This is a genomic window from Paracidovorax cattleyae (genome assembly GCF_900104515.1).
In the GTDB taxonomy this organism is placed as follows: domain Bacteria; phylum Pseudomonadota; class Gammaproteobacteria; order Burkholderiales; family Burkholderiaceae_C; genus Paracidovorax; species Paracidovorax cattleyae.
On record NZ_FNJL01000005.1, the window covers coordinates 1 to 26,368 of the forward strand.

The following is a 26,368-nucleotide window of genomic DNA, read 5'->3' on the forward strand; positions in this document are numbered from 1 at the left end:
AACCGCCTGCCCGCGCCCCTGGATGCGCGCGCAGCCGGCCCCTCCAGCGCCGAGCGCCAGGACTGGGCGCGGCAGGTGCGCGAGAACCTGCACGATGCGGACTTCGACCTGCTGCGCGCGGGCGACGGTCCCGGCGAGGGCGCAGGCCCGGTCAAGCGCTGGCCGGGCAACCGCATCGGGTGGAACACGCCCGAGCCGGATGCCGATGGAGCCGGCAGCAATGGCAGCAATGGCAGCGACGGCAAGGGCATCCTGATCCGCTACCGCTACGACGCCTTCGGCAACCGGGTGCAGGCGCTGCATGCCGACGGCCGGGCGCAGCGGTTGCGCTACGACGCGCTGCACCAATTGCGCGAGGTCTGGCAGCGCGAAGCCGGGGCGGCCGGATGGCGAAGGGTGGCCTGCTACCGCTACGACCCCTTCGGGCGTCGGCTGGCCAAGACCGTCTTCAGGCATGGCAACGACAACAGCAACGCAGCTGCGGAGCCTTCGACCACCACCTACGCCGGCTGGGACGGCGACCGCCTCGTGCACGCCGAAGGCCCGCAGGGACTGCAGCACGTGCTCTATGAGCCTGGCTCCTTCGCGCCGCTGCTGCGCCTGGAGCGTGAGCAAGCCATCCCTACGGCCATGCAGGCCCTGCTCGCCATGGAGGGTAGCGAAGGAAAGGACGATGTGGGCCACATCCATGGCCCGGGCGAAGCGCAGGCGTTCTTCGCGGCGCTGCCACCATCGCAGCGCGACATGCTGCAGGACGCCCTGCAGGGCGCCATGGGGCCGGACCGAGAGGGGCTGATCGCGTGCATGCAGGGCGTGCTGCCCGCCGAGGTGGCCAGGCTGCTGGCATCCGGACTGCAGGAGGTCGGCAGGCGGCGGCAGTCCGCCGCCCGGTCCGCATCCACGCGCATCCGCCATTTCCTGTGCGACCACCTGGGCACGCCCATCGCCCTGGTAGATGCCAACGGCCCGCAGGCGGGCCTGGTCACCTGGGCCGCCACGTACCACGCCTGGGGTGCCGTGCGCGAGGAATACGACCCGCATGGCATCGGCCAGCCGATCCGCTTCCAGGGCCAGCAGTTCGATGCCGAGACGGGACTGCACTACAACCGTCACCGATATTACGACCCCCTGTTGGGGCAGTATGTGACGCAGGATCCGATCGGGCTGGAAGGTGGATTGCATTCGTCGATCTACCCGCTGTCTCCGACAACGGAAGTCGATCCGCTCGGCTTGTTGGCATCGTCAACGGTCGACATGAATTTCTTTCCACACAATGAACCCATCCGGGCCGCCGCGAACAAGCTCCGTGGTTCCGACACCCTGTACCTCATCGCTGGACACGGAAACAGGCATGGTCTCCATGACGAACATGGCAAACTCATCCCGGTTGACAAGCTGGCTCAGATGATCCGCCGCGATCCGAATTACAAGCCTGGCATACCCATCGCATTGCTTTCCTGCAATACCGGATGGAAGAACAGTGCCTACGCGCAGGGGCTGGCCAACGCCATGAAGGCGATTGTCGTGGCGCCAGACCAATACGTCTGGTACGACCTCCAAACGGGGCGCATGACGGAAATGGGGGGAAACATCATCACCACGCATAGTTTCGGCTTCGAATTCCAGAAGCTGGTGAAAGATCCGTCCCGGCCAGGCAAATACAACGCATTCTTCCCGGAGCGCCCCTCACAGCCCCAGCTTTGACGGCGCCACACCAATGCGCCCGCGCCAACCTTCGTTGATGCCCGCCGATATTCACCGCTATTCATCCAAGGAATAGCGAATGCCTCCCTCCTCCGCCTCCCGCCCGGCCACCCTCAGCCTCGCCCACATCTGTGCCCTGCTGGCCGCCGCGGTCCTCGCACTGGCCTGCGCCACCGCCCGCGCGGGCGAGGTACCGGTAGCCGCCGCGTTCGAGCAGGACAGTGGCCACAAGGCGGTGCTGTCGTTCGGCTCCACCGGCAAGTTCTACGCCCAGATCCTCAACGGTGCGCCGTTCCAGGTCTTCCTGGCGGCGGACGACACCACGCCCCGGCGCATGGAGAGCGAAGGCCTGGGCGTGCAGGGCTCGCGCTGCACCGATACCGTCGGCAGGCATGCGATGCACGAACCCATCCGCCAGGACGCGGTCCTGCTCGCCACCGGCAAGGACAACGCGGCTGCCGCGGCGCTGATGCAGTACCTGCGCGGCGACAAGGCGCGCGAGATCATCCGCCGGTACGGCTGCGGCTTCTGACGCCGGGGCGTGCCGCTGTCGTCCAAAGACCTCGCCGCCCTCGGGCTGACGCTGCGGCTGGCGGGGCTCACCACGCTGCTGCTGCTCGTGCTCTGCAAGCCCCCTGCGCGGCGGCGGGTGCCGCTGGAGTAGGCGGTGGAGTTGCTGGGCATCGGCCACCTGCCCGGGCGGCGCACCCATGCGCTGTCGGGCGGCGAGCGCCAGTGCGTGGCGATCGCGCGCGCCCTGGCCGCCAGCCCCCGGTGCTGTTCATGGACGAGCCCCAGGCCGACGGCTACGCCGCCGCCGACCGCATCGCGACCGTGCGACTGCCGGGCGGCCAGGCCCTGCTGCTGGCAGTCGGGCGTGCACTGCCCCCGGGCACGCCGGTGCGGTTGCGCGTGCAGGCGCGCGACGTGAGCCTGGCGCTGGCGCCACCGGCGGCGGCCAGCGTGCTCAACCTGCTGCCCGCCCGCGTGCTGGCCCTGCACGGCGAGCCTGCGGGCCAGGTGCTGGTGGCCCTGGACGCCACGGGTATGCCGCTGCTGGCGCGCATCACCGGGCCGGTCCGCCCGCACGCTCCGGCCTGGCGCCGGGCCTGGAGGGGGTGGCACGGGTCAAGGGCGTGGCCCTGCTGGGCTGAAAAACGCCCCGCAGCCGGTACCCAGGCAATCGGGATTCAGGTGACCGGGATTCATGGCAGGAATAAATGGAAGCAGCGGCGGCAATGCCCGCAAAGCCCGGTTGCGCCATGAGAATTTCGCGCTTCGCCATCGCCGAGAATTCGCTCCATGCCCGTTTCCGTTTTCGACATGCAGTCGCTCCAGCATCTCTGGTGCACGGACGAAGTCCGCACCATCTTTGGCGAGGAGAACCGCGTGCAGAAGTGGCTCGACGTCGAGGCCGCGCTGGCGTCGGCCCAGGCCGACATGGGGATCATTCCCCAGGACGCGGCCCGCGAGATCGCCGACAAGGCCAGGGTCCGGCATATCGACATCGGCAGGATGTCTGCCGATATCCGGCGCATCAAGCATTCGCTGGTGCCGGCGCTGCGGCAGTTGCAGGCCGCATGCTCCGGCGACCACGGCGAGTGGATCCACTACGGTGCCACGACCCAGGACGTGATCGATACCGGCGTCGCGCTGCAGCTCAAGGAATTCCACGCGGTCGCGCTGCGCGACATGCGGGCCGTGGGACGGGAACTGGCCCGCCTGGCGGTGGAGCACCGAGACACGCCGATGGCCGGCCGCACGCATGGCGTGCAGGCGCTGCCGATCACCTTCGGCCACAAGTGCGCCGTGTGGCTCGACGAACTCGGCCGCCACCACGAGCGCCTCGTCCAGGCCGCGCCGCGCGTGCTGGTGGGCATGCTGGCCGGCGCGGTGGGAAGCCAGGCCGCCTTCGGCCCGAAGGCCGCGGAGCTCGAGGAGCGCATGCTGCGCAGGCTGGGCCTGGGCGTGCCATCGATCAGCTGGGCGCCGGCGCGCGACCGCTTCGCGGAGTACGCCAACCTGCTGGCGCTGATCGGCAGCACGCTGTCGAAGATCGGCAACGAGCTGTTCAACATGCAGCGCGACGAGTGCGCCGAAGTGGAGGAAGGCTTCCCCGAGGGCAAGCTGGGCTCGTCCACGATGCCCCACAAGCGCAACCCCGTCTCGGCCGAGAACCTCGCCGGACTCTCGCGGCCGCTGCGCTACAGCGCCGCCATGATGGTCGAGGGCATGGTGCAGGAAAGCGAGCGCGACGGCATCGCCTGGAAGGTCGAATGGAAGGCGCTTCCCGAGGCCTGCATGATCGCCGGGGCCATGCTGCTCCAGGCCAGGCACCTGCTGGCGGGTCTGAAGGTGAACGCCGCCGCGATGGCGGCCAACCTCGACCGGATGCACGGCTATCTGCTCTCCGAACGGGTGATGCTCGAACTCTCCAGCCGCGTGGGCAAGCAGACCGCCCACGAGTGGATCTACGAGGCATCGATGCACGGCATCACCCACAAGCTCGGCTTTGCCGAAGCGATGCGCCACCACGAAAGCCTGGGCCGGCTCCTGACGGAGGACGAGATCCACGACATGACCGATCCCGCCGGCTACCTGGGCCAGTGCGGGCCCTCGGTGGACCGTGTGGTGGCGGCGCACGGGGCGTGGTTGCAGGGCTGAATTCCCGCCCGGGCCTGGCGCCCCCGGGCTCATCCGTTTCCGGCTTCGGCTGACAGACCGGGGGCCTGCCGTCGCACACACTGCGCAGATGCACTCCTCATCCGTGCCACCGCCGCCGCCAGGGCGCTCCTCACCGCTCGTGCGCGCCCGGAACGCGGCGCTCGGCAACCTCCAGCTCACGGTCTCGGCCGGGGTGATCGCGGCCGTGGTGCTCTGGGGGCTGGCGTCCCCTGCCAGCCTTGGCGCCTTCTTCGGCATGCTGCTGTCGGACATCACGCGGAACTTCGGATGGCTGTACCTGTGGGTGGTGCTGGGGCTGGTCGTGCCGGCCCTCTTCCTGGCCCTGAGCCGCTACGGTGATCTGAGGCTGCGCGACGAGGACGGCGAGCCCGGGTTTTCCACCCCCACGTGGTTCGAGATGCTGTTCGCCGCCGGTGGGGATCGGCCTGGTGTTCTGGGGCGTGGCGGAGCCGGTCTCGCACTACGGCCTGCCGCCACCCGGCATCCAGCCGCAGACGCCCGAGGCCGCGGGCGCCGCCATGCGCTATGCCTTCTTCCACTGGGGGCTGCACCCCTGGGCCATCTACGGCATCGTCGGGCTGGCGATAGCCTTCTTCCAGTTCCGCCGGCAGGCGCCGGCGCTGGTGAGTTCCGCCACCGAATCGCTGCCCTGGCGCGGCATGCGCCGGCTCTCGCCGGTGGTCAACGTGCTGGCGGTGGTCGCCACCGCCTTCGGCGTGGCGGCCTCGCTCGGCATGGGCGCGGCGCAGATCAACGGCGGCCTGCAGGCGGTGTTCGGCGTTCCCGTCGGTCCGTGGTCGCAGGCAGCGATCATCGTGGTGACCACGGCGCTGTTCATCACCTCCGCCGTCAGCGGCGTGGACCGGGGCATCAAGTGGCTCTCCAGCGTCAACGTGCTGCTCGCGGCCTTTCTGGCGCTGGTGGTGTTCCTGCTGGGGCCCACGGTATCGCTGGTGAACACCTTTACCAACACGCTGGGCGCCTACCTGAGCGAATTCGTGCGCACCAGCCTGCGCATGTCGCCGTTCCGGGACAGCAGCTGGGTGGGCGGCCGGACCATCTTCTACTGGTCGTGGTGGATCGCATGGTCGCCATTCGTGGGCCTTTTCATCGCGCGCGTCTCGCGCGGGCGCACCATCCGCCCGTTCGTGCCCGGCACAGTGGTCGCCCCCACGCTCCCGGGCTTCCTGTGGTTCTCCATCTTCGGCGGCACCGCGCTGCACCTGGAGATCTTCCAGCAGTTGCCCCTGGCGGCGGCCGCGCAGGCCGATCCGGCCACCGCGATGTTCACGATGTTCGACACCATGCCGCTGGGGCTGGCGATGACCATCATGGCCACGGTGCTGGTGGTGGTGTTCTTCGTCACCTCGGGCGACCCGGCCACACTGGTGCTGGGCACCATGAGCACGCGCGGCGATCCCGATCCCTCCGCGCGCGTGAAGATCGTCTGGGGCCTGCTAGCGGCGCTGCTGCGCGCTGTGCGCGAAGACTGCGAGGCGGAACGCCAGCGCGAGCGTGCCCTGCGCCGCCGCATGCGCGAGATGGTGATGCGCGATTGACGGGCACGGTGGGCGGGCCGCCGCCATGCGGCCCCGTCCTACAGCTCCAATCGCCGCCGCCGCGCGAGCTCGACCGGGCAGGCCGTGCGCCAATGGCTTTCAGCCGACGCGGTCATGCGGAAGCCATGCCGTTGCCCCTTCTTTCCCTCCACGACCTATCCAGGATTCCACCGTGCCGTCCAACGATTCCACCCTGCTGACCGCCCATGATGCCTACCTGCTGCGCGAAGGAACGCATGCGCGGCTCTACCAATCCCTCGGCTGCCACCTGCGGCGCGAGGCAGGCACCGCGGCCCGCGACGCGCGCGGCGCCGATTTCTCGGTCTGGGCGCCCAACGCCGCCTCGGTCTCGGTGATCGGCGACTGGAACGGCTGGAACGGCGATGCCGACACGCTGGCCGCACGCAACGACGGCAGCGGCGTGTGGGAAGGCTTCGTGCCCCATGCCGCGCACGGACAGGCCTACAAGTTCCGCATCGTCTCGCGCAACGGCGGCCGCGTGCTGGAGAAGGCCGACCCGCTGGCCATCTGCTCCGAACTGCCGCCGCGCACCGCATCCCGCGTCTGGGACCTCGACTACACCTGGAACGACGGCGAATGGATGGCGTCGCGCGGTCCGCACAACGCGCTCGATGCACCGATGTCGATCTACGAGGTGCACGCGGGCTCCTGGCGCCGCAAGGACGGACAGTTCATGGACTACCGCGAACTCGCCCACGCGCTGGGCGAGTACGTGCAGTCGATGGGCTTCACGCACGTCGAGCTGATGCCCGTCACCGAGCACCCGTTCTACGGCTCCTGGGGCTACCAGACCACGGGCTATTTCGCGCCGACCGCTCGCTACGGCACGCCGCAGGATTTCATGTATTTCGTAGACCACCTGCACCAGCTGGGCATCGGCGTGCTATTGGACTGGGTGCCCTCGCACTTTCCCATGGACGGCCACGGGCTCGCCGAATTCGACGGCACGCACCTCTACGAGCATTCGGACCCGCGCCAGGGCTTCCACCCCGAATGGAACTCGGCCATCTTCAACTACGGCCGGCACGAAGTGCGCAGCTTCCTCATCTCGTCGGGCCTGTTCTGGCTCGACAAATACCACCTGGACGGCCTGCGCGTGGACGCGGTGGCTTCCATGCTCTACCTCGACTACGCGCGCAAGCACGGCGAGTGGATTCCCAACCGGCACGGCGGGCGCGAGAACCTGGAGGCGATCGAGTTCATGCGCCTGCTGAACCGCTCGCTCTACCGCGACCATCCCGACACCGTGAGCATCGCGGAAGAATCCACCGCCTGGCCGATGGTCTCGCGGCCGCTGGAGATGAACGGCCTCGGGTTCGGCATGAAGTGGAACATGGGCTGGATGCACGACACGCTGGCCTACTTCAAGGAAGACCCGGTCAACCGCCGCTACCACCACCACAAGCTCACGTTCTCGCTGGTGTATGCCTTCAACGAGAACTTCGTTCTGCCGCTCTCGCACGACGAGGTGGTGTACGGCAAGGGCTCGCTGATCAACAAGATGCCCGGCGACGACTGGCAGCAGTTCGCCAACCTGCGCGCGCTCTTCGGCCTGATGTGGGCCCACCCCGGCAAGAAGCTGCTCTTCATGGGCGGCGAATTCGGCCAGCGCCGCGAATGGACGCACGAGGGCGAGCTCGAATGGTGGGTGTGCGACGGCCCGCTGCACGGTGGCCTGCAGCGCATGGTGCGCGAGCTCAACCGCGTCTACCGCAGCGAGCGGGCCCTGCACGATCTCGACTTCTCGCCCGAGGGCTTCCAGTGGGTCGAGGCCGACGATGCCGACCGCAGCGTGTTCGCCTTCCTGCGCAAGCCGGGGCCCGAGGCCCAGCGCCAGGGCGCCGGCCCGGTGCTGGTGGTCTGCAACCTGACGCCCGTGCCGCGCGAGAACTACCTCGTCGGCGTGCCCACCGCCGGCTACTGGCAGGAGCTGTTCAACAGCGATGCCCGCGAATTCGGCGGCGCCGGCTGGGGCAACCTGGGCGGCCTGCAAGCCGCGCCGGTGCGTTCGCACCACTGGGAGCAGTCGATCTGCCTCACGCTGCCGCCGCTGTCCACCCTCATCCTTCGACAGGAGCCCGCACGCCATGCCCTCACCCCGTGAATCCGCGCCCTCGTCCTCGCCGCCTTCCTCCCGCGCCCCGGCTTCTGTGGCTCCTGCGCCATCGGCACTGCAGCGCGCCGCGGCGGCTCCTTCCGGGCAGAGCGCGGAGAGCCGCCAGCCCGCGGTGACGGCATCCGCCACCGCACCGCAAGCCGGCTCCCGGGGGGATTCCGGCGCCATGCCGCCCGGTGACGAAGGCCGCGGCCGCGCCGTGATCGATGCGGTGCTGCCGGCCGTGAACGGCGGGCGCTTCCCCGTCAAGCGCGTGGCCGGCGAGCCGGTGCGCATCACCGCCCACTGCTTCACCGACGGGCACGACGTGCCGCGCGCGATGCTGCAGTGGTGGAAGGATCCCGAGGACGGATCGCCAGCCCCGGAGGCGCCTGCCGAGGTGCCGATGCAGCCGGAGGTGAACGACGAGTGGTGGGCCGAGTTCACGCCCGAAGAGCCGGGCCTATACCGCTACACCGTGGCGGCCTGGGTGGACACCTTCGAATCCTGGCGGCACGACATGGAGCGCCGCGTGGATGCGGCCGACATCCGCGTGGCGGGCCGCGTGGGCGCCGCCGAGGCGCGAGCCGCCGCCATGCGCGCGGCGTCGCACACCGCCCCCGCCGACGCCCGGCTGCTGGAGGCCTGGGCCGCGGACCTGGAACAGGGCGCGCAGGGCCCGGACAACGGCGCGGAGGCGCTCAAGGCGCTGGCGCTGCAGGACGATGCCGCCGAGGCGATGCGCCGCCACCCGGACCGCAGCCTGCAGACCGTCCACCCCGTGTCCCTGCCGCTGCGCGCGGACCGGGAGCGTGCCCGCTTCGGCAGCTGGTACGAGCTCTTTCCGCGTTCGGCCTCGCCCGTGCCCGGCATGCACGGCACCTTCCTCGACGTGGAGGAGCGCCTTCCCGGCATCGCCGAAATGGGCTTCGACGTGCTGTACCTGCCGCCCATCCACCCGATCGGCCGCGTGCAGCGCAAGGGCCCCAACAACGCGCTCACCGCCGGCCCCGACGACGTGGGCAGCCCCTGGGCGATCGGCGCCGACGAGGGCGGCCACAAGTCGATCCACCCGGATTTGGGCACGGCGGAGGACTTCCGCCGGCTGGTGGCCCGCGCGCGCGAACACGGCATCGAAGTCGCGATGGACATCGCCTTCCAGTGCGCGCCCGACCACCCCTACGTGCGCGAGCACCCGGACTGGTTCCGATGGCGCCCCGACGGCACGGTGCAGTACGCCGAGAACCCGCCCAAGAAGTACCAGGACATCTACCCCTTCCACTTCGAGTGCGAGGACTGGCGCGGACTCTGGCAGGAACTGCGCAGCGTGTTCGCGCACTGGATCGGCCAGGGCGTGCAAATCTTCCGGGTGGACAACCCGCACACCAAGGCGTTCGCGTTCTGGGAATGGGTGATCCAGGACATCCAGCGCGAATACCCGGGCACGATCTTCCTGGCCGAGGCGTTCACGCGACCCAAGGTGATGCACGGCCTCGCCAAGCGCGGGTTCACGCAGTCGTACACCTACTTCACCTGGCGCACCACGCGGCAGGAACTCACCGACTACTTCACGGAACTCAACACCGCGCCGGGCTGCGACTACTTCCGGCCCAACGCCTGGCCCAACACGCCCGACATCCTGCCGGCCCACCTGCAGGGCGGCGAGCCCGCCGTGTTCGCGTACCGCCTGGTGCTGGCCGCCACGCTCTCGGCCAACTACGGCATCTACGGCCCGGCCTACGAGTTGCTGGAGCACGAGCCGCGCGCTCCCGGCGGCGAGGAATACCGCGATTCCGAGAAGTACCAGCTGCGCCACTGGGACCTGGACCGGCCCGGCAGCCTGCGCCCGCTGATCGCCTGCGTGAACCGCATCCGCCGCGAGCATGCCGCGCTGCAGTCCGACCACAGCCTGCGCTTCCTGCCCGTCGACAACGAGATGCTGCTGGCCTACATGAAGCGCTCGCCCGACGGCCGCGAGGTGATCGTGACGGTGGTCAACCTCGATCCGCACCATGCGCAATCGGGCTGGATGCGCCTCTCGCCCGCGGACATCGCCATCGCGGAAGGCGATCCGCCCGCGGCCGACTGGCAGATGCACGACCTGCTGAGCCAGCAGCGCTTCGTCTGGCAGGGCGAGCACCACTACATCCTGCTCGACCCGCGCCGCGCGCCGGCCCACATCTTCGCCGTGCGGCGCCGCGTTGCGGACGCCGGAAGCCTCGACCCTTTCCAGTGATGCCATGAACGCCCCATTGCTGCACACCTCCCCTTCCGGCACGAACGCCACCACGGCGCCCGCCGCTGCCGAGCCGCTGCCCGAACCGGGCCCCGTGGTCATGCCCGAAACCCCGGAGATCGACACCCAGGGCGATCCCCAGTGGTACCGCGACGCCGTCATCTACCAGCTGAACGTGAAAGCGTTCTACGACAGCAACAACGACGGCTACGGCGATTTCAAGGGCGTGACCGCCAAGCTGGACTACGTGAAGGACCTGGGCGTCAACACGATCTGGCTGATGCCCTTCTACCCTTCGCCGCTGCGCGACGACGGCTACGACATCTCCGACTACGAAAGCGTGCACCCGCAGTACGGCACGCTGGAAGACTTCAAGGAGATGCTGGACGCGGCTCACGCGCGCGGACTGCGCGTGATCACCGAGCTGGTCATCAACCACACCTCGTCCGAGCACCCCTGGTTCCAGCGCGCGCGGCACGCCCCGCCGGGCTCGCCCGAGCGCGACTTCTACGTCTGGAGCGACACCGACCAGATCTACCGGGGCACGCGCATCATCTTCACGGATACCGAAACCTCCAACTGGGCCTGGGACCCGGTCGCCAAGCAGTACTACTGGCACCGCTTCTTCAGCCACCAGCCGGACCTGAATTTCGACAACCCGGCGGTGCTGGAGGCCGTGTTCAAGACGATGCGCTTCTGGCTGGACATGGGCGTGGACGGCTTCCGGCTCGACGCCATCCCCTACCTGGTGGAGCGCGACGGCACGAGCAACGAGAACCTGCCCGAGACGCACGCGGTGATCAAGCAGCTGCGCGCGGCGATCGACGCCGAGTACAAGAACCGCTTCCTGCTCGCCGAGGCCAACATGTGGCCCGAGGACGTGCGCGAATACTTCGGCGACGGCGACGAGTGCCACATGGCCTACCACTTCCCGCTGATGCCGCGCATGTACATGGCGATCGCCCAGGAGGACCGGCACCCGATCGTCGAGATCATGCAGCAGACGCCGGACATCCCCGACGGCTGCCAGTGGGCGATCTTCCTGCGCAACCACGACGAGCTCACGCTCGAGATGGTGACCAGCAAGGAGCGCGACTACATGTACAGCATGTACGCGGCCGACATGCGCGCGCGCATCAACCTCGGCATCCGCCGGCGGCTCTCGCCGCTGATGGAGAACGACGTCGACCGCGTGAAGCTCATGAACGGCATGCTGCTGTCGATGCCGGGCTCGCCCATCATCTACTACGGCGACGAGATCGGCATGGGCGACAACGTGTTCGTGGGCGACCGCAACGGCGTGCGCACGCCCATGCAGTGGTCACCCGACCGCAACGGCGGCTTCTCGCGCGCCGATCCACAGCGGCTCTACCTGCAGCCCATCATGGATGCGGTGTACGGTTACGAGGCGCTGAACGTCGAGGCCCAGTCGGGCGACCAGAGTTCGCTGCTGCACTGGACGCGGCGCATGCTGGCCGTGCGCAAGACCAGCCGCGCCTTCGGCCGCGGCCGCCGCACCTTCCTGAAGCCCGGCAACCGCAAGATCCTGGCCTACGTGAGCGAGCACGAGGACGACATCATCCTCACCGTGTTCAACCTCTCGCGCGCCGCGCAGCCCGTGGAGCTGGACCTGTCCGCCTACCGGGGCCGCACGCCGATCGAGATGCTGGGCCGCGTCACCTTCCCGCCGATCGGCGACCTGCCCTACCTGCTCACGCTGCACTCCTTCGGGTTCTACTGGTTCCGCCTCTCCAACGAAGCGCCCGTGCCCTCCTGGCACCAGGAAGGGCTGGATCTGCAGGAGCGCCCGGTGCTGGTGCTGTTCGACGGCTGGACCAGCTTCTTCCGCGAACGCGTCATGCCCTGGCGCATCGGCATGGCCGAGCGCATGCGTGCGCAGTTCGAGGGCGACACCCTGCCGCGCTTCATCGAACTGCAGCGCTGGTATGCCGACAAGGGCGCGGCCATCACCGGCGCGCGCATCGTCGATCACACCGTGTGGAAGGCCGGCGATGCCTGCGAATGGATGCTGCCCCTGGTCGCCGTGGACACGAACGCGGGCGCCGGCAGGACCGCCGAGGCCCAGGACGGCGCGGCGGCCGGCGTGCCGTACTTCGTGCCGCTGGCGCTCGCCTGGGAGGAAGGCAGCGAGGAACGCATGCGACGCATCTCCCCGGCCGGCGTGGCGCGCGTGCGCCAGCAGGCGCAGGTCGGCGTGATGGGCGACGCGTTCCACGACGAGTCCTTCTGCCGCGCCGTGGTGCGCGCACTGGGCGAGAACACCGCCCTGCCGACGGACCGCGGCGGCAGCGTACGCTTCTCGCACACGTCGGCCTTCGCTGCGCTGGCCGAGGGCCTGGACGCCCTGCCCGTGGCACGCCCCGGCGCGCAGAGCAGCAACACGGTGGTGTCGCTCGGCGAGACGCTGTTCCTCAAGGGCTACCGCCGGCTGCGCGAGGGCATCAACCCCGAACTGGAGGTGGGCCGCTTCCTGACCGAGGTGGCGCACTTCCCGCACTGCGTGCCGGTGCTCGGTGCCGTGGAGTACATGGCCCCCGGCGGTGGCACCATGACGCTGGCGCTGGTGCAGGCCTACGTCTCCAACCAGGGCGACGGCTGGGAATACACGCTCGGCTACCTGGAGCGCTTCCTGGAGAACACCCGCACCGTGCCCGATGCGGTGCTGCCCGAAGCGCACGGCGGCTTCCTCGCGCTGATCCGCACGCTCGGCCGGCGCACCGCGGAGCTGCACCAGGCGCTCGGCCTGCGCACGGGCGACGCGGCCTTCGACCCCGAGCCGATCACCGCGCAGGACGTCACGGCCTTCCGCGACCGGGCCCGCGCCGAGGCGGAAGAGACGCTCGCGCTGCTGGAGCGGCGCCTGCACGACCTGCCGCCCGCCACGCAGAACGACGCACAGGCGGTGCTGGCGCGGCGCAGCGCGATCCTGGAGCGCCTCGCCGCCGACCGCGGGCAGGCGCCCACGGGCCACAAGAGCCGCTACCATGGCGACTACCACCTGGGCCAGGTGCTGGTGACGGGCAACGACTTCGTGCTCATCGACTTCGAGGGCGAGCCGGGCCGCAGCTTCGGGCAGCGCCGCGCCAAGGGATCGCCGCTGCGCGACGTGGCCGGCATGCTGCGCTCGTTCAACTACGCCCGCTGGGCGGCGCTGCGGCACATGACGCAGTCCACCGAAGAGATGGTCCGCCTGGACGAGGCAGCACGCGACTGGGAGCACCATGCCCGCGACGCGTTCCTGGAGGCGTATGCCACCGCCGGCACCCACCCGGACCTCGACCTGGTGGCGCTGTTCGAGCTGGAAAAGGCCCTCTACGAACTGCGCTACGAGCTGGGCAACCGCGTGGACTGGGCGCAGGTACCGCTGCAGGGCATCCTCGCGCTGATCGGCGCGGCCGCCGCCCCGACGCCCCGCCCCGCCGTGCCCACCCTGCCGCCCCCACCCGGAGGTTCCACGGAAGCGCCCTGACCGCACGGGGGCCGGCCTCCCGGCGGTCCCCCGTTTCTGCCGCCTTCCCACCCGATAGCCCCCTTGCGGGCCCCACTCCTTTCGCCGAGGCTTCATCCATGGAACATTTCGCCTTTCCCCTCGAGCCCGTCCGCGCCATGCTGTTCCAGCTCGGCGCCTTCCTGCCACGCCTGCTGGTGGCCCTGGTCGTCGTCGCGGTGGGCTGGCTGGTCGCCAAGGCCGCGCGCTTCGCGGTGACGCGCGGCCTGCGCGCCATCAACGTCCAGGTGCTCGCCGAGCGCGCGGGCCTCGACGGCTTCCTGCGGCAGGCCGGCTCCAAGACCGACACCATCGGCCTCTTCGGTTTGCTGGCCTACGGCATCGTGCTGCTCGCCGCGCTGCTGATCGCCTTCAACGGCATGGGCCTGAGCTACGTCACGGCCCTGCTCAGCCGGGTGCTCTGGTTCATCCCGAACCTGTTCATCGCGCTGCTGATCCTTGCGCTGGGCGCATACTTCGCGCGCTTCGTGGGCGACATGGTGTCGGCCTACTGCCGGCGCGCGGGCATGGCGGACACCGTGCTGCTCGGCAAGGTCGCGCAGTACGCGATCGTCATCTTCTCGGTGCTGATCGCGCTCGACCAGCTCGGCATCGGCGGCGACATCGTGCGCCAGAGCTTCCTGATCCTGCTGGGCGGCATTGTCTTCGGCCTGGCGCTCGCCTTCGGCCTGGGCGGGCGCGAACGCGCCGCCGAATGCATCGAACAGTGGTGGCCGCGCCGCCGCGGCGATGCGCCCGCCAGCCGGGAGCCGCTGGTTCCGCCGCGCGATCCCCGTGATCCGCGCGATCCGGGGTTCTGACGGCTGCGCTGCCCCTTTCCTTTTTTCTGCGCTTTCCCTGCCTGAACGGCCCGTGTCTTCGGACGGCACGGGCCGTTTCCTTTTCTCTCACGCACTTCCACGCACGGGAAAACCCCAGGCCCCCGCGTCAGCCTTTTCTCAGCCCGGGCGCCGTACGATCCGCTCTAATGCCGGGCGGACGCGGCGCCAGGTTTTTTGTCGCGCGCGTCTACCCACAACACCAACGAACGACAGGAGACAGCAAGCGTGACAGGACTCCTCCAACTGGCCCGGGGCATGGACTGGGTTTCCACCAAGCTCAGCAAGGTCGCGGGCTGGGCCGTGCTCGCCGCCGCCCTGATTTCCGCCGGCAACGCCCTCGTGCGCTACGGGCTCGACATGAGCTCGAACGCGTGGCTCGAGATCCAGTGGTACCTCTTCGGCACCACCGTGATGCTCGGCGCGCCCGTGGTGCTGAAGCTCAACGAACACGTGCGCGTGGACATCATCTACGGCAAGCTGCGCGGCCGCGGCCCGGTGTTCGTCGATCTCTTCGGCCTCATCTTCTTCCTGCTGCCCGTGATGGGCCTGCTCACCTGGCTCACCTGGCCCTTCTTCTGGAACATGTATGTCACCAAGGAGATGTCCGGCAACATCGGCGGCCTGATCCGCTGGCCCGCGGCGCTGCTGCTGCCCGTGGGCTTCGGCGCGGTCTTCCTGCAGGGCCTGGCCGAGATCGTCAAGCGCGTGGCCTACCTGACGGGCCACCTGCAGATCAGCACGCATTACGAGAAGCCGGTGCAGTAAACGCATCGACAAAAAAGCGCCGACCGACCCGACTTCTCCAGGAAGACTCTCCCCATGCACATGGAAAACTTCGCCCCGATCATGTTCGCGGGGCTGATCGTGATCATGCTGATCGGCTTTCCGGTCGCGTTCTCGCTCGCGGCCCTGGGCCTGTTCAGCGGCTTCTTCGCCATCGAGATGGGCTGGTTCCCGGCCAACTTCATGGCCAACCTGCCGATCAACATGTTCGGCATCCTGTCGAACGATCTGCTGCTGGCCATTCCGTTCTTCACGCTGATGGGCGCGGTGCTCGAGAAATGCGGCCTCGCCGAGGACATGCTCGACTCCATGGGCCAGCTGTTCGGCCCCGTGCGTGGCGGCCTGGGCTACTCGGTCATCATCGTGGGCTTCATCCTCGGCGCCATCACCGGCACCGTGGCCGGCCAGGTGATCGCCATGGCCATGATCTCGCTGCCGGTGATGATGCGCTACGGCTACAACATGCGCTATTCCACCGGCGTGCTGGCCGCCTCGGGCACCATCACGCAGCTCGTGCCGCCTTCGCTGGTGCTGATCGTCATGGCCGACCAGCTCGGCCGCTCGGTGGGCGATATGTACAAGGGCGCCTGGGGCCCGGCCATCCTGCAGGTGCTGATCTTCGCGATCTACACTTTCATCCTGGGCCGCATCCGCCCGGAATACGTGCCCGGCCTGCCCCGCACGGCGCGCACGCTGCACGGCTGGGCCCTGTGGGGCAAGTGCCTGCGCGGCATCATCCCCTCTGCCATCCTGATCTTCGCGGTGCTCGGCTCCATGGGCGGCCTGCCGTTCATGGACCACGCCATCGCCACGCCCACCGAGGCCGGCGCCATGGGGGCCGTCGGCTCGCTGATCCTCGCGGCCATCCACAAGCGCCTGACGTGGCAGCTCATCAAGGAAGCCATGGACGGCACCATGCGCCTCACGGCAATGGTGGTGTTCATCCTGATCGGCTCGCGCGTGTTCTCGCTGGTGTTCCAGGGCGTCGATGGCGCCATCTGGATCGAGCACATGCTCACCGACCTGCCGGGCGGCCAGATCGGCTTCCTGATCGTGGTGAACATCTTCATCTTCTTCCTGGCGTTCTTCCTCGACTTCTTCGAGATCGCCTTCATCATCCTGCCGCTGCTGGGCCCCGTGGCGCACAAGCTGGGCATCGACCTCGTGTGGTTCGGCGTGCTGCTGTGCGTGAACATGCAGACCAGCTTCATGCACCCGCCCTTCGGCTTCGCCCTCTTCTACCTGCGCGGCATCGCCGACACGCTCTTCAAGGAAAAGCGCATCGACCGCCCGGTGAAATCGAGCGACATCTACCTGGGCTCCATCCCCTGGGTGGTGATGCAGCTCATCCTCGTGGCGATCGTGATTTTCTTCCCGCAGACCGTGACCGTGTTCCTCGACAAGGAAAAAGTGGTCGACCTCGACAAGGTGCAGCTCGACATGCCCGCGGACAGCTCGGCCGAGCCCTCCATCAACATGGACGATCCCTTCGGCACCGGCAAGCCCGCGGACGGTGCCTCCGCCGCCCCGGGCGCGGAGCCCGCCATGCCGATGCCGGAACCGATGCCCGAGCCGGCGATGCCTGAACCCGCACCGGAAGGCGCGGCCAGCACGCCGCAATGAAGGACCATGGACTGCTCCCGCCCGAGGCCGGCGGGGCCGCCATCGACATCGAAAGCGCCGCCTTCCCGCCCCTGGTGCGGCTGCTCGCCGTGGCCATCGTGGGCGGGCTGGCGGCCTTCGCGCTCTGGTCCATTCCCGCACTGCGCGGCGCGCAATGGACCTTTCCTGCCCTGGCGACCTTCGGCCTTGCGGCCGTGCTCATCGGCTGGGTGGGCTGGTGGATGGTCTTCAGCCGCACGCGCTTCTCGGACGCGGAGGGCGGCGTGATCGTGCAGACCTGGCTCTGGGACAAGCGCGTGCGCGCGGCCGACGTGGCCAGCTTCAAGATCGTGCACTGGCCATGGTTCCAGGCCGTCATCGCGCCGCGGATCCTGCTGCGGCGCAGGGGCGGCGGAATCACGTGGGTGCATGCGGCGGATGCGGGGTTGCTGGTGGCGTTCGGGGAGAGTGTGGTGAGGGCGGGGGCTGTGAATGGGCTTTCACGGGAGCCTTCTTCTGCATCTGCATCTGCACCTGCACCTGCTTCCATGCACTGATTCATTGGCGGGTTGGGTTTGCTTTCCGGAGCCGGGATTTCGCCCCGGCGGGCGAGTCACTTTCTTTCGCTTCGCCGAAAGAAAGTAACCAAAGAAAGGGCGACCCTGCTGTCTGCGACCCCGTTCGCCCGCGGGGCGAACGGGGCAACCTGGGGTGCTCGGGGACGGGGTGTGCCGTGGAACTCACTGCGCGCTTGCGCGCTACGTTCGGACAGCCACGGCAGATCAGTTCACGATGCAGGCGTGTCCTGCGGCACGCCCGCCACCCCGCCCCCTGCGCGCCCCAGGCGCATCCAGAAGGGAGTGACTCGGGCCATTGCTTCGCTCGGCCTTAGGGAAGACAGGCCGTCGCTGCGCTCGGCCAAAGACCAGCAGCGCTCCGCCCACCAGTCGGGTGCGCGGTGCGAAGCACTCGCGCACCAAAGGCCGAGCAAAGCAATGGCCCGTCTGCTGCCCCCCGCCCTTGTGTCTGCGCCGAGGAGCGCAGGGCGCGGGGCGGGCAGGCGTGCCGCAGGACACGCCTGCTTCGTGATCTGACTCGCCGGGGATGTCAGAGCGCAGCGCACACCGTGCGCGAAGCGAGTTCCACGGCGCCGCCCCGCGACCGAGCACCACAGGCTGCCCCCTTCGCCCCACAGGGGCGAAGGGGGACGCAGACACCAGGGCTCGCCTTTTCTTTGCCTACTTTCTTTTGGCGAAGCAAAAGAAAGTAGGTGCGCCGCCGGGCGCACATCCCGGCCCCGGGAAACAAACCCACCCCGCCCCAAAAAACAAAAAGGGAACGGCCCCAAAGGACCGTCCCCCAACCAAAACGCAGCTTCTTCTTATGCCAAAGAAAAGCCCATACCAGACATCACAGCTTCTGCGCCTGCATGAACCGATCGAACGTCCCTTCCGTGAACCGGAACCACGCGTTCTCGTCCGCCAGGAACTTCGCGTAATCCGTATAGACCTTCTTCCACTCCGGATTGGTATTGTTCAGGTCCGCATAGATCTGCTGCGCGGACTTGAACGCCGCATTCATCACGTCCTGCGTGAACGGCCGCAGCTTGGTGCCCGAGCCCACGAGCTGCTTGATCGCCACGGGGTTGCGCGCGTCGTACTTGGACAGCATCGTGACGTGGGCGTGCGAGGCGGCAGCCTCCACCACGGCCTTGTACTCGGCCGGCAGGCCTTCCCAGGCCTTGGTGTTGATGTAGAAGTCCAGCTGCGGGCCGCCTTCCCACCAGCCGGGGTAGTAGTAGAACGGCGCGACCTTGTTGAAGCCCAGCTTCTGGTCGTCGTAGGGGCCCACCCATTCCAGCGCGTCGATCGTGCCCTTCTCCAGCGCGGGATACAGGTCGGCTCCGGGGATGGATTGCGGGATCACGCCGAAGGGCTCGAGCACCTTGCCGGCGAACGGGTTGGTGCGGAACTTCAGGCCCTTGAGGTCGGCGACGGACTTGATCTCCTTGCGGAACCAGCCGCCCATCTGCGCGCCCGTGTTGCCGCCGGGGAAGCTGATGATGTTGTACTTGGCGTAGAACTCGCGCATGAGCTTCAGGCCGTTACCCTCATACATCCATGCGTTCATCTGGCGTGCGTTCAGGCCGAAGGGCACGGCGCAGCCGAGGCAGAACGTGGGGTCCTTGCCGTAGAAGTAGTAGGGCGCCGTGTGCGCCATCTCGACGGAGGCGTTCTGCACGCCGTCCACCACGCCGAAAGCAGGCATCAGCTCACCGCCGGCATGCACCGAGATCTGGAACTTGCCGCTGGTGGCTTCGCTGACCTTCTTGGAGAACACTTCCGCCGTGCCATAGATGGTGTCCAGCGATTTCGGGAAGCTGGACGCAAGGCGCCAGCGGATGCTGGCCTGGGCATGCACAGCGGGGGCTGCGCCGGCCGCCAGCACGCCGGCGATGCCTGCGTGCCTGAGGATGGAACGACGATCCATGGGTGGTCTCCGGTAATTGATTGCGAGCGAACGGCCGCGGGGCTCCGGATCACGGGGCGCCGGGACGGACTGTTTCAGCCGGAAACGATTGTAGGAATGGGCCACTCCGGGCCGTTGGGGGTTTTCCCGCGAAAGAAAAACGCCGTACGCGCAGCCCTCAGCCTTCTGCAAGCTTGCCGCGCGGTCCGGGCCCGGCCGTGCGGCCGGGCGCCCTGCGTCAGCCTGCGGCGGGACCGAAGCGCGCGGTGATGGACCGCACGAGGCCCTCTGCGTCGAGGCCCTGCAGCGCGAGCAGGCGGGCAGGGTCGCCGTGTTCGATGAACATGTCGGGCAGGCCGAGCTGCAGCACGGGTTTCTGGATGCCCGCGGCGTTCAGTGCCTCGCACACGGCGCTGCCGGCACCGCCCAGCACGGCGCCCTCTTCCACCGTCACCAGGGCGTCGTGCCCGGCCGCGATTTCCAGCAGCAGCGCGGTGTCCAGCGGCTTGGCCCAGCGCATGTTGGCCACCGTGGCGTCCAGCGTGTCGCCGGCCTGCAGCGCGGGGTACAGCAGCGTGCCGAACGCCAGGATCGCGATGCGCTGCCCGGTGCGGCGCACTTCGCCCTTGCCGAAGGGAAGCCCCTCCAGCCCCGGCAGGGGCGCCACGCCCGCGCCGCTGCCGCGCGGATAGCGCACGGCCACGGGATGGTCCTGCCCGAAGGCGGTGGACAGCAGCTGCCGGCACTCGCGCTCGTCCGCCGGACAGGCGATGCTCATGTTGGGAATGCAGCGCACGAAGGGGATGTCGTAGGCACCCGCATGCGTGGCGCCGTCGGCACCGACAAGGCCCGCGCGGTCCAGCGCGAACACCACCGGCAGGTTCTGCAGCGCCACGTCGTGGATCAGCTGGTCGTAGGCGCGCTGCAGGAAGGTGGAATAGATCGCCACCACGGGCTTCACGCCCTCGCAGGCCATCCCTGCGGCGAAGGTCACGGCATGCTGCTCGGCGATGCCCACGTCGTAGTAGCGGCCGGGAAAGCGCTTTTCGAACTCCACCATGCCCGAACCCTCGCGCATGGCCGGCGTGATGCCCACGAGCCGGTCGTCCTGCGCGGCCATGTCGCAGAGCCACTGGCCGAACACTTGCGTGAAGGTCTGCTTCGGCGGCGTGGCGGGAGGGGTGATGCCGACGCTGGGGTCGAACTTGCCCGGGCCGTGGTAGGCGACGGGATCGGCCTCGGCCAGCTTGTAGCCCTGCCCCTTCTTCGTGACCACGTGCAGGAACTGCGGCCCTTTCAGGCCCTTGATGTTCTCCAGCGTGGGAATGAGCGAATCGAGGTCGTGCCCGTCGATCGGGCCGATGTAGTTGAAGCCGAACTTCTCGAACAGCGTGGCGGGCACCACCATGCCCTTGGCCTGCTGCTCGAAGCGCTTGGCGAGTTCGAGCAGCGGCGGCACGGGTTTGAGCACCGTCTTGCCGACGTTCTTCGCGGCGGCGTAGAAGTGCCCGCTCATGAGCTGCGCCAGGTAGCGGTTGAGCGCGCCCACGGGCGGGCTGATGCTCATGTCGTTGTCGTTGAGGATGACCAGCAGGTCGGCATCGGCCACGCCCGCGTTGTTCAGCGCCTCGAAGGCCATGCCGGCGGTCATGGCGCCGTCGCCGATGATGGCCACGGCGCGGCGGTCCTCGCCCCGCTGGCGTGCGGCCAGCGCCATGCCCAGGGCCGCAGAGATGCTGGTGCTCGAATGCGCGGTGCCGAACGTGTCGTATTCGCTCTCCGTGCGCAGGGGAAAGCCCGAGAGGCCGCCCAGCTGGCGCAGCGTGGGCATGCGGTCGCGCCGGCCGGTGAGTATCTTGTGGGGATAGGTCTGGTGGCCGACGTCCCACACGAGCCGGTCGCGCGGGGTGTCGAACACGGCATGCAGCGCCACCGTGAGCTCCACCGTCCCGAGGTTGGAACTGAGATGTCCCCCCGTCTTGGACACACTGTCCAGCACGAACGCGCGCAGTTCCGCGGCCAGCTCTTTCAGCTGGGCGCGCGACATGCGGCGCAGGTCGGCCGGGTCGTTCACGGTCTGCAGGAGAGGGAAGGAATTCGTGGACATATTGCTCTTGGTTGGGTGGCGCCGGCACGCATGCGCCGGGGAACGGGGCGGGACACGGCGCGGTCCGGCCCCAGTCTCAGCGGGATCGGTCGATCACCATGTCGGCCAGCGCCGCCAGCACGCGCGTGCCTGCCAGGCCGCTGACCTGCAGGGCGGCATGCGCCTCGTCGCGCAGCGCGGCCGCGTAGGCGCGTGCGCGGCCCAGCCCCAGCAGCGAGACGTAGGTGGGCTTGTCGCTGGCCGCGTCCTTGCCGGCCGTCTTGCCCAGCGTGGCGGAATCGGCCACCACGTCGAGCACGTCGTCCACCACCTGGAAGGCGAGCCCCAGGGCCGCGCCGTAGCGCGACAGGGCATCCCGGGCGGCGGGCGCCACCGCCCCGCAGGCCGCGCCCATCAGCACGCTGGACTGCAGCAGTGCCCCGGTCTTGAGGCGGTGCATGCGGCGCAACTCTTCTTCCGAGAGGGCAACGCCCACGCTGGCCAGGTCGATCGCCTGGCCGCCCGCCATGCCGTCGGCGCCCGCGGCCCGTGCCAGCAAGCGGCACAGCCGGGCCTGCATCGCCTCGGGTACGTCGTCCTCGGGCGTGAGCAGTTCGAAGGCCAGGGCCTGCAGCGCATCGCCCGCGAGCAGGGCCTGGGCCTGGCCGAACTGCACGTGCACCGTGGGCTTGCCGCGGCGCAGCACGTCGTTGTCCATGCAGGGCATGTCGTCGTGCACCAGCGAATAGGCGTGGATCAGCTCCACCGAGCAGGCGGCACGCAGGGCCGCGCCGGCATGGCCCGACACGGCCTCGGCCGCGGCGAGCAGCAGCAGCGGGCGCAGGCGCTTGCCGGCGCCCAGCACCGCGTAGCGCATGGCATCGCCCAGGCCGCCCGGCGCATCGGCGGGCACCCAGGCCTCCAGGGCCTCCTCCACGCGCTGCAGCGCCTGTGCGCTCCAGGCGGAAAGGTCGAAGCCGGCGTCGCCGACGTGCGGGGAAAGCGCAGCGGTGCCCATCAGTCTTGCGTCCACGGTTGCAGCGTGCCGTTCTCCAGCACCTTGATCTGGTCCTGCACGGCCTCCAGGCGGCCGCGGCAGAACGCCAGCAGCTCCGCACCGCGCTGGTAGCCGGCCAGCATCTGCTCGAGCGGCAGCTGGCCCGACTCGATGCGGCCCACCAGCTGTTCCAGTTCCTCGAGCGCGGCTTCGTAGCTTGCGGGCTCGGCGGACGGGGGGGCGGAAGCGGGAGGGGAGGCCTTGGGCATGGAAAGCAGCCGCGCCGGCGGGCGCGGGTAAAACAGGCCATTTTAGGCGCATGGCCGCGACGGCAGCGTCGCGCATGCGGCCGTCACGCGCCGGCCACGGAAACCCAATACACGCACGCGGGGCGCGGAAATAACCCCATTGGCTACAATCCCATTTCTTCGTCGAACCGGCTGTGGGTACTTTGCTCGGCCGGTTTCGTTTTTTCCACGTCCCCGCGCACGCGCGCACCCTCCCTGTGGGGAGTCTTTAGGTCAGGTCACCCATGTCTGATTTAAGTCTTCAACTGCAGCAGGCCGCAAGCCAACTACCAGTTTCAAGCTACTTCGATGATGCGCTGTTCCGGCGCGAGCTGGACACCATCTTTCAGCGCGGGCCCCGCTATGTGGGGCACCAGCTGAGCGTGCCCGAGCCGGGCGATTATTACGCGCTGCCGCAGGAAGGACAGGGCCGTGCCCTGGTGCGCAACGCGCAGGGCGGCATCGAACTGGTCTCCAACGTGTGCCGCCACCGCCAGGCGGTGATGCTGCAGGGCCGGGGCAACCTGCGCACGAACGGCAAGGGCCACGCCGCGGGGAACATCGTCTGCCCGCTGCACCGCTGGACTTACTCGCCCCAGGGCGAGCTGCTGGGCGCGCCGCACTTCTCGCACGATCCCTGCCTGAACCTGAACAACTACGTGCTGCGCGAGTGGAACGGCCTGCTCTTCGAGGACAACGGCCGCGACATCGCCGCCGACCTCGCCGGCATGGGCCCGCTCGCGGAGCTGTCGTTCGACGGCTACGTGCTCGACAAGGTCGAGCTGCACGAGTGCAACTACAACTGGAAGACCTTCATCGAGGTCTATCTGGAGGACTACCACGTGGGCCCGTTCCACCCGGGGCTGGGCAACTTCGTCACCTGCGACGACCTGCGCTGGGAGTTCCAGAAGCACTATTCCGTGCAGACCGTGGGCGTGGCCTCCACCTTCGGCAAGCCCGGCTCGGATGTGTACCGCAAGTGGCACGAGGTGCTGCTGAACTACCGCGAGGGCCGCATGCCCGAGCGCGGCGCGATCTGGCTCACCTACTACCCGCACATCATGGTCGAGTGGTACCCGCACGTGCTGACGGTGTCCACGCTGCACCCCGTGAGCCCGACGAAGACGCTCAACGTGGTGGAGTTCTACTACCCCGAGGAGATCGCCGCCTTCGAGCGCGAGTTCGTCGATGCGCAGCAGGCCGCCTACATGGAGACCTGCATCGAGGACGACGAGATCGGCGAGCGCATGGATGCGGGCCGCCGGGCGCTGTTCGACCGCGGCGACAACGAGGTCGGCCCCTACCAGAGCCCGATGGAAGACGGCATGCAGCACTTCCACGAGTGGTACCGCGACGCCATGGGCGCCGCCGTGCCGCGCGGCTGACCGGCACGGCGGCGGCACGGGCGCCCGGAGTCCGGCCGCCGCGAATCCCGGAAGGTGGGCTTTCGCGGCCCATCTTTCCGGACCGGGCCCTGCGGCCTGGCCTAACATCGGCGGGACTCCCCGCCCGCCCCTCATCTTCCGCCCTCACGCCCCATGCAAGCCCTCTGGATGGTCCTCGCCGCATTCCTCTTCGCGAGCATGGGGGTCTGCGTGAAGCTGGCGTCGGCCTATTTCAACGCGGCCGAACTGGTGTGCTACCGGGGCATCATCGGCATGGCCATCCTGTGGGCGCTGGCGCGGCGCCAGGGCGTGGGGCTGGGCACGCGCTACCCGGGCATGCATGCCTGGCGCAGCCTGATCGGCGTGGCCTCCCTGGGTGCCTGGTTCTACGCCATCGCGCACCTGCCGCTCGCCACCGCCATGACCCTCAACTACATGAGCAGCGTGTGGATCGCCGCCTTCATCGTGGGCGGGGCCCTGCTGGCCTGGCGGCCTTCGGGCGGCGACGGCGGCACCCGTCCGCCTTTGCAGGCGCCGCTCGTGATGACCGTGATGGCCGGCTTCGCGGGCGTGGTCATGATGCTGCGCCCCAGCCTGGACGCCCACCAGATGTTCGCGGGCCTCATCGGCCTGCTGTCGGGCCTGTCCGCCGCCTTCGCCTACATGCAGGTGATGGCGCTGTCGCGCATCGGCGAGCCGGAAACGCGCACGGTGTTCTATTTCGCGGTGGGCTCGGCCGTGGCGGGCGGCGCGGCCATGCTGCTCACGGGCGCCTCGGCGTGGCCGGGCTGGCCGGGCCTGTGGCTGCTGCCCATCGGATTCCTAGCCGCCGCCGGCCAGCTCTGCATGACGCGGGCCTACGCGCGGGCGGGCTCGCAGCGCGGCACCCTGGTGGTCGCCAACCTGCAGTACTCCGGCATCGTCTTCGCCGCTGTCTACAGCGTGGTGCTGTTCGGCGACGACATCCCGCCCATCGGCTGGACAGGCATGGCACTCATCATCGCCAGCGGCATCGTCGCCACCGTGCTGCGTGCCCGCGCGGCCCCCGGCGCACCGGCCGAAGAGCACTGACGCCCTGGGGCCGAAGCGCACCGGCGCCCGCGTCCTCGGGCAAGATGGAGGCCCTGCGCGTCCGTGCCGCCGGCCGGGCAACGCACTTTCCACGCCACCTTCCTCCTTTCGACGCAACATGGCCTACACGACCCTCATTTCCGCCGACGAACTGAAGGCGCTGCGCGCGAGCGGCGCGCCGCTGATGGTCTTCGACTGCAGCTTCGACCTGGCGCACCCTTCGCGCGGGCAGCAGCAATACCTCGAATCGCACATTCCCGGCGCGGTGTACGCGCACCTCGACGAATCGCTCAGCGCCCGGCACGGCGCGCCCGGCGCGGGCGGCACGATCGTGGCGACGGAGGGCGACATGCCGGTGTCCGGCGGACGCCATCCCCTGCCCCACCCCGAGCGCTTCGCGGCCTGGCTCTCCTCGGTGGGCTTTTCCAACGCGATGCAGGCCGTGGTGTACGATCGCAACGGCACCAATTTCTGCGGGCGCCTGTGGTGGATGCTGCAGTGGGTCGGCCACGAGGCCGTGGCAGTGCTCGACGGCGGACTGCAGGCCTGGGAGCAGGCCGGCGGCGAACTCGCGCATGGCGAAGAGCCCGCGCACTTCCAGGCGAACTTCGCCCTGGGCGAGCCCCTGCAGCGGCTGGCCACGGCCGCCGAGGTTCGGGCCGCGCTGGGCCGGCCGGACCAGACGGTGGTGGATGCGCGCGCGCCCGCGCGCTACCGCGGCGAACTGGAGCCGCTCGATCCCGTCGCCGGGCATATTCCGGGCGCGCTCAACCGTCCGTTCTCCGACAACCTCGGGCCCGACGGCCGCTTCAAGCCGGCCGCGCAGTTGCGGGCCGAATTCGAATCGCTGCTCGCGGGCCGCGACCCTGCCACCGTGGTGCACCAGTGCGGCAGCGGCGTGAGCGCCACGCCCAATGTGCTGGCCATGCAGGTCGCCGGGCTGGGCGGCACCGCGCTCTTCGCGGGCAGCTGGAGCGAGTGGTGCAGCGATCCGTCCCGCCCCGTCGAACGCGGCTGACGGCACCGCGGCGGCGGGCC

19 protein-coding genes and 1 pseudogene are annotated in these 26,368 nt (G+C 69.0%); 16 read left to right on the top strand and 4 right to left on the bottom strand.

Annotated features, from left to right (window positions below):
- From BLR05_RS05130 to BLR05_RS05185, 13 genes and pseudogenes are all read left to right on the top strand, one after another.
- On the top strand, nucleotides 1-1,704 hold a 1,704-nt coding region (locus tag BLR05_RS05130), incomplete at its 5' end, for an RHS repeat-associated core domain-containing protein (protein WP_143015862.1).
- 79 nt (nucleotides 1,705-1,783) lie between these two features.
- Nucleotides 1,784-2,236, top strand: coding sequence for a substrate-binding domain-containing protein (locus BLR05_RS05135; protein ID WP_092832756.1), 453 nt, complete (start codon nucleotides 1,784-1,786; stop codon nucleotides 2,234-2,236).
- A 9-nt stretch (nucleotides 2,237-2,245) separates the two neighbouring features.
- Entirely contained in the window at nucleotides 2,246-2,368 is a 123-nt protein-coding gene (locus BLR05_RS27725; protein ID WP_377777562.1) for a hypothetical protein, read from the top strand.
- Between the two features lie 119 nt (nucleotides 2,369-2,487).
- The gene (locus BLR05_RS27730) at nucleotides 2,488-2,970 is read left to right on the top strand and encodes a hypothetical protein (protein ID WP_167361199.1); all 483 of its coding nucleotides are present in this window, start codon (nucleotides 2,488-2,490) and stop codon (nucleotides 2,968-2,970) included.
- 36 nt (nucleotides 2,971-3,006) lie between these two features.
- Nucleotides 3,007-4,368, top strand: a complete 1,362-nt coding sequence (gene purB, locus BLR05_RS05145; RefSeq protein ID WP_092832757.1) for an adenylosuccinate lyase — start codon at nucleotides 3,007-3,009, stop codon at nucleotides 4,366-4,368.
- Nucleotides 4,369-4,456: 88 nt separating this feature from the next.
- A pseudogene (locus tag BLR05_RS05150) lies at nucleotides 4,457-5,948 on the top strand (BCCT family transporter).
- A 172-nt stretch (nucleotides 5,949-6,120) separates the two neighbouring features.
- Nucleotides 6,121-8,073, top strand: coding sequence for a 1,4-alpha-glucan branching protein GlgB (glgB, locus tag BLR05_RS05155; RefSeq protein ID WP_092832758.1), 1,953 nt, complete (start codon nucleotides 6,121-6,123; stop codon nucleotides 8,071-8,073).
- Nucleotides 8,057-10,300, top strand: coding sequence for an alpha-1,4-glucan--maltose-1-phosphate maltosyltransferase (locus BLR05_RS05160; protein ID WP_377777565.1), 2,244 nt, complete (start codon nucleotides 8,057-8,059; stop codon nucleotides 10,298-10,300). The genes glgB and BLR05_RS05160 overlap by 17 nt, the downstream gene beginning before the upstream one ends.
- A gap of 4 nt (nucleotides 10,301-10,304) precedes the next feature.
- Nucleotides 10,305-13,790, top strand: a complete 3,486-nt coding sequence (treS, locus tag BLR05_RS05165; RefSeq protein ID WP_092832759.1) for a maltose alpha-D-glucosyltransferase — start codon at nucleotides 10,305-10,307, stop codon at nucleotides 13,788-13,790.
- Between the two features lie 98 nt (nucleotides 13,791-13,888).
- Nucleotides 13,889-14,629 (top strand): mechanosensitive ion channel family protein, encoded by a 741-nt coding sequence (locus BLR05_RS05170; protein ID WP_092832760.1) that lies wholly within the window; start codon nucleotides 13,889-13,891, stop codon nucleotides 14,627-14,629.
- A 246-nt stretch (nucleotides 14,630-14,875) separates the two neighbouring features.
- A complete protein-coding gene (locus BLR05_RS05175; protein WP_092832926.1) occupies nucleotides 14,876-15,415 on the top strand; it encodes a TRAP transporter small permease subunit in 540 nt (179 codons plus the stop codon).
- 54 nt (nucleotides 15,416-15,469) lie between these two features.
- Nucleotides 15,470-17,056, top strand: a complete 1,587-nt coding sequence (locus BLR05_RS05180) for a TRAP transporter large permease (protein WP_092832761.1) — start codon at nucleotides 15,470-15,472, stop codon at nucleotides 17,054-17,056.
- Nucleotides 17,053-17,592 carry a hypothetical protein gene (locus BLR05_RS05185; protein ID WP_225978927.1) on the top strand — a complete coding sequence of 180 codons (540 nt, stop codon included), beginning with the start codon at nucleotides 17,053-17,055 and terminating at the stop codon, nucleotides 17,590-17,592. The genes BLR05_RS05180 and BLR05_RS05185 overlap by 4 nt, the downstream gene beginning before the upstream one ends.
- 853 nt (nucleotides 17,593-18,445) lie before the next feature.
- Here BLR05_RS05185 and BLR05_RS05190 read toward each other — a convergent pair.
- The 4 genes from BLR05_RS05190 to BLR05_RS05205 all read right to left on the bottom strand — a co-directional run bounded on the left by BLR05_RS05190 (nucleotide 18,446) and on the right by BLR05_RS05205 (nucleotide 22,856).
- Nucleotides 18,446-19,525 carry a TRAP transporter substrate-binding protein gene (locus BLR05_RS05190; protein WP_013595534.1) on the bottom strand — a complete coding sequence of 360 codons (1,080 nt, stop codon included), beginning with the start codon at nucleotides 19,523-19,525 and terminating at the stop codon, nucleotides 18,446-18,448.
- Nucleotides 19,526-19,742: 217 nt separating this feature from the next.
- Nucleotides 19,743-21,611 (bottom strand): 1-deoxy-D-xylulose-5-phosphate synthase, encoded by a 1,869-nt coding sequence (gene dxs / locus BLR05_RS05195; protein ID WP_092832762.1) that lies wholly within the window; start codon nucleotides 21,609-21,611, stop codon nucleotides 19,743-19,745.
- Nucleotides 21,612-21,687: 76 nt separating this feature from the next.
- Nucleotides 21,688-22,608, bottom strand: a complete 921-nt coding sequence (locus BLR05_RS05200) for a polyprenyl synthetase family protein (protein WP_092832763.1) — start codon at nucleotides 22,606-22,608, stop codon at nucleotides 21,688-21,690.
- On the bottom strand, nucleotides 22,608-22,856 hold the full coding sequence (locus tag BLR05_RS05205; protein WP_013595537.1) for an exodeoxyribonuclease VII small subunit: 249 nt from the start codon (nucleotides 22,854-22,856) through the stop codon (nucleotides 22,608-22,610). The genes BLR05_RS05200 and BLR05_RS05205 overlap by 1 nt, the downstream gene beginning before the upstream one ends.
- A gap of 263 nt (nucleotides 22,857-23,119) precedes the next feature.
- Between BLR05_RS05205 and BLR05_RS05210 the strand changes: the two genes are divergently transcribed.
- The 3 genes from BLR05_RS05210 (at nucleotide 23,120) to BLR05_RS05220 (ending at nucleotide 26,348) form a co-directional block, all read left to right on the top strand.
- Nucleotides 23,120-24,259 carry an aromatic ring-hydroxylating oxygenase subunit alpha gene (locus BLR05_RS05210; RefSeq protein WP_092832764.1) on the top strand — a complete coding sequence of 380 codons (1,140 nt, stop codon included), beginning with the start codon at nucleotides 23,120-23,122 and terminating at the stop codon, nucleotides 24,257-24,259.
- A gap of 153 nt (nucleotides 24,260-24,412) precedes the next feature.
- A complete protein-coding gene (locus tag BLR05_RS05215; RefSeq protein WP_092832765.1) occupies nucleotides 24,413-25,330 on the top strand; it encodes a DMT family transporter in 918 nt (305 codons plus the stop codon).
- A 118-nt stretch (nucleotides 25,331-25,448) separates the two neighbouring features.
- A complete protein-coding gene (locus tag BLR05_RS05220) occupies nucleotides 25,449-26,348 on the top strand; it encodes a sulfurtransferase (RefSeq protein WP_092832766.1) in 900 nt (299 codons plus the stop codon).
- Nucleotides 26,349-26,368 lie beyond the last annotated feature (20 nt).

What these genes read in the sequence shown, in the direction of transcription:
- BLR05_RS05135 (WP_092832756.1), top strand. Translation starts at nt 1,784, where the DNA reads ATGCCTCCCTCCTCCGCCTCCCGCCCGGCCACCCTCAGCCTCGCCCAC.
- BLR05_RS27730 (WP_167361199.1), top strand. Translation starts at nt 2,488, where the DNA reads ATGGACGAGCCCCAGGCCGACGGCTACGCCGCCGCCGACCGCATCGCG.
- purB (WP_092832757.1), top strand. Translation starts at nt 3,007, where the DNA reads ATGCCCGTTTCCGTTTTCGACATGCAGTCGCTCCAGCATCTCTGGTGC.
- BLR05_RS05160 (WP_377777565.1), top strand. Translation starts at nt 8,057, where the DNA reads ATGCCCTCACCCCGTGAATCCGCGCCCTCGTCCTCGCCGCCTTCCTCC.
- treS (WP_092832759.1), top strand. Translation starts at nt 10,305, where the DNA reads ATGAACGCCCCATTGCTGCACACCTCCCCTTCCGGCACGAACGCCACC.
- BLR05_RS05170 (WP_092832760.1), top strand. Translation starts at nt 13,889, where the DNA reads ATGGAACATTTCGCCTTTCCCCTCGAGCCCGTCCGCGCCATGCTGTTC.
- BLR05_RS05180 (WP_092832761.1), top strand. Translation starts at nt 15,470, where the DNA reads ATGCACATGGAAAACTTCGCCCCGATCATGTTCGCGGGGCTGATCGTG.
- BLR05_RS05185 (WP_225978927.1), top strand. Translation starts at nt 17,053, where the DNA reads ATGAAGGACCATGGACTGCTCCCGCCCGAGGCCGGCGGGGCCGCCATC.
- BLR05_RS05190 (WP_013595534.1), bottom strand. Translation starts at nt 19,525, where the DNA reads ATGGATCGTCGTTCCATCCTCAGGCACGCAGGCATCGCCGGCGTGCTG.
- dxs (WP_092832762.1), bottom strand. Translation starts at nt 21,611, where the DNA reads ATGTCCACGAATTCCTTCCCTCTCCTGCAGACCGTGAACGACCCGGCC.
- BLR05_RS05200 (WP_092832763.1), bottom strand. Translation starts at nt 22,608, where the DNA reads ATGGGCACCGCTGCGCTTTCCCCGCACGTCGGCGACGCCGGCTTCGAC.
- BLR05_RS05205 (WP_013595537.1), bottom strand. Translation starts at nt 22,856, where the DNA reads ATGCCCAAGGCCTCCCCTCCCGCTTCCGCCCCCCCGTCCGCCGAGCCC.
- BLR05_RS05210 (WP_092832764.1), top strand. Translation starts at nt 23,120, where the DNA reads ATGTCTGATTTAAGTCTTCAACTGCAGCAGGCCGCAAGCCAACTACCA.
- BLR05_RS05215 (WP_092832765.1), top strand. Translation starts at nt 24,413, where the DNA reads ATGCAAGCCCTCTGGATGGTCCTCGCCGCATTCCTCTTCGCGAGCATG.
- BLR05_RS05220 (WP_092832766.1), top strand. Translation starts at nt 25,449, where the DNA reads ATGGCCTACACGACCCTCATTTCCGCCGACGAACTGAAGGCGCTGCGC.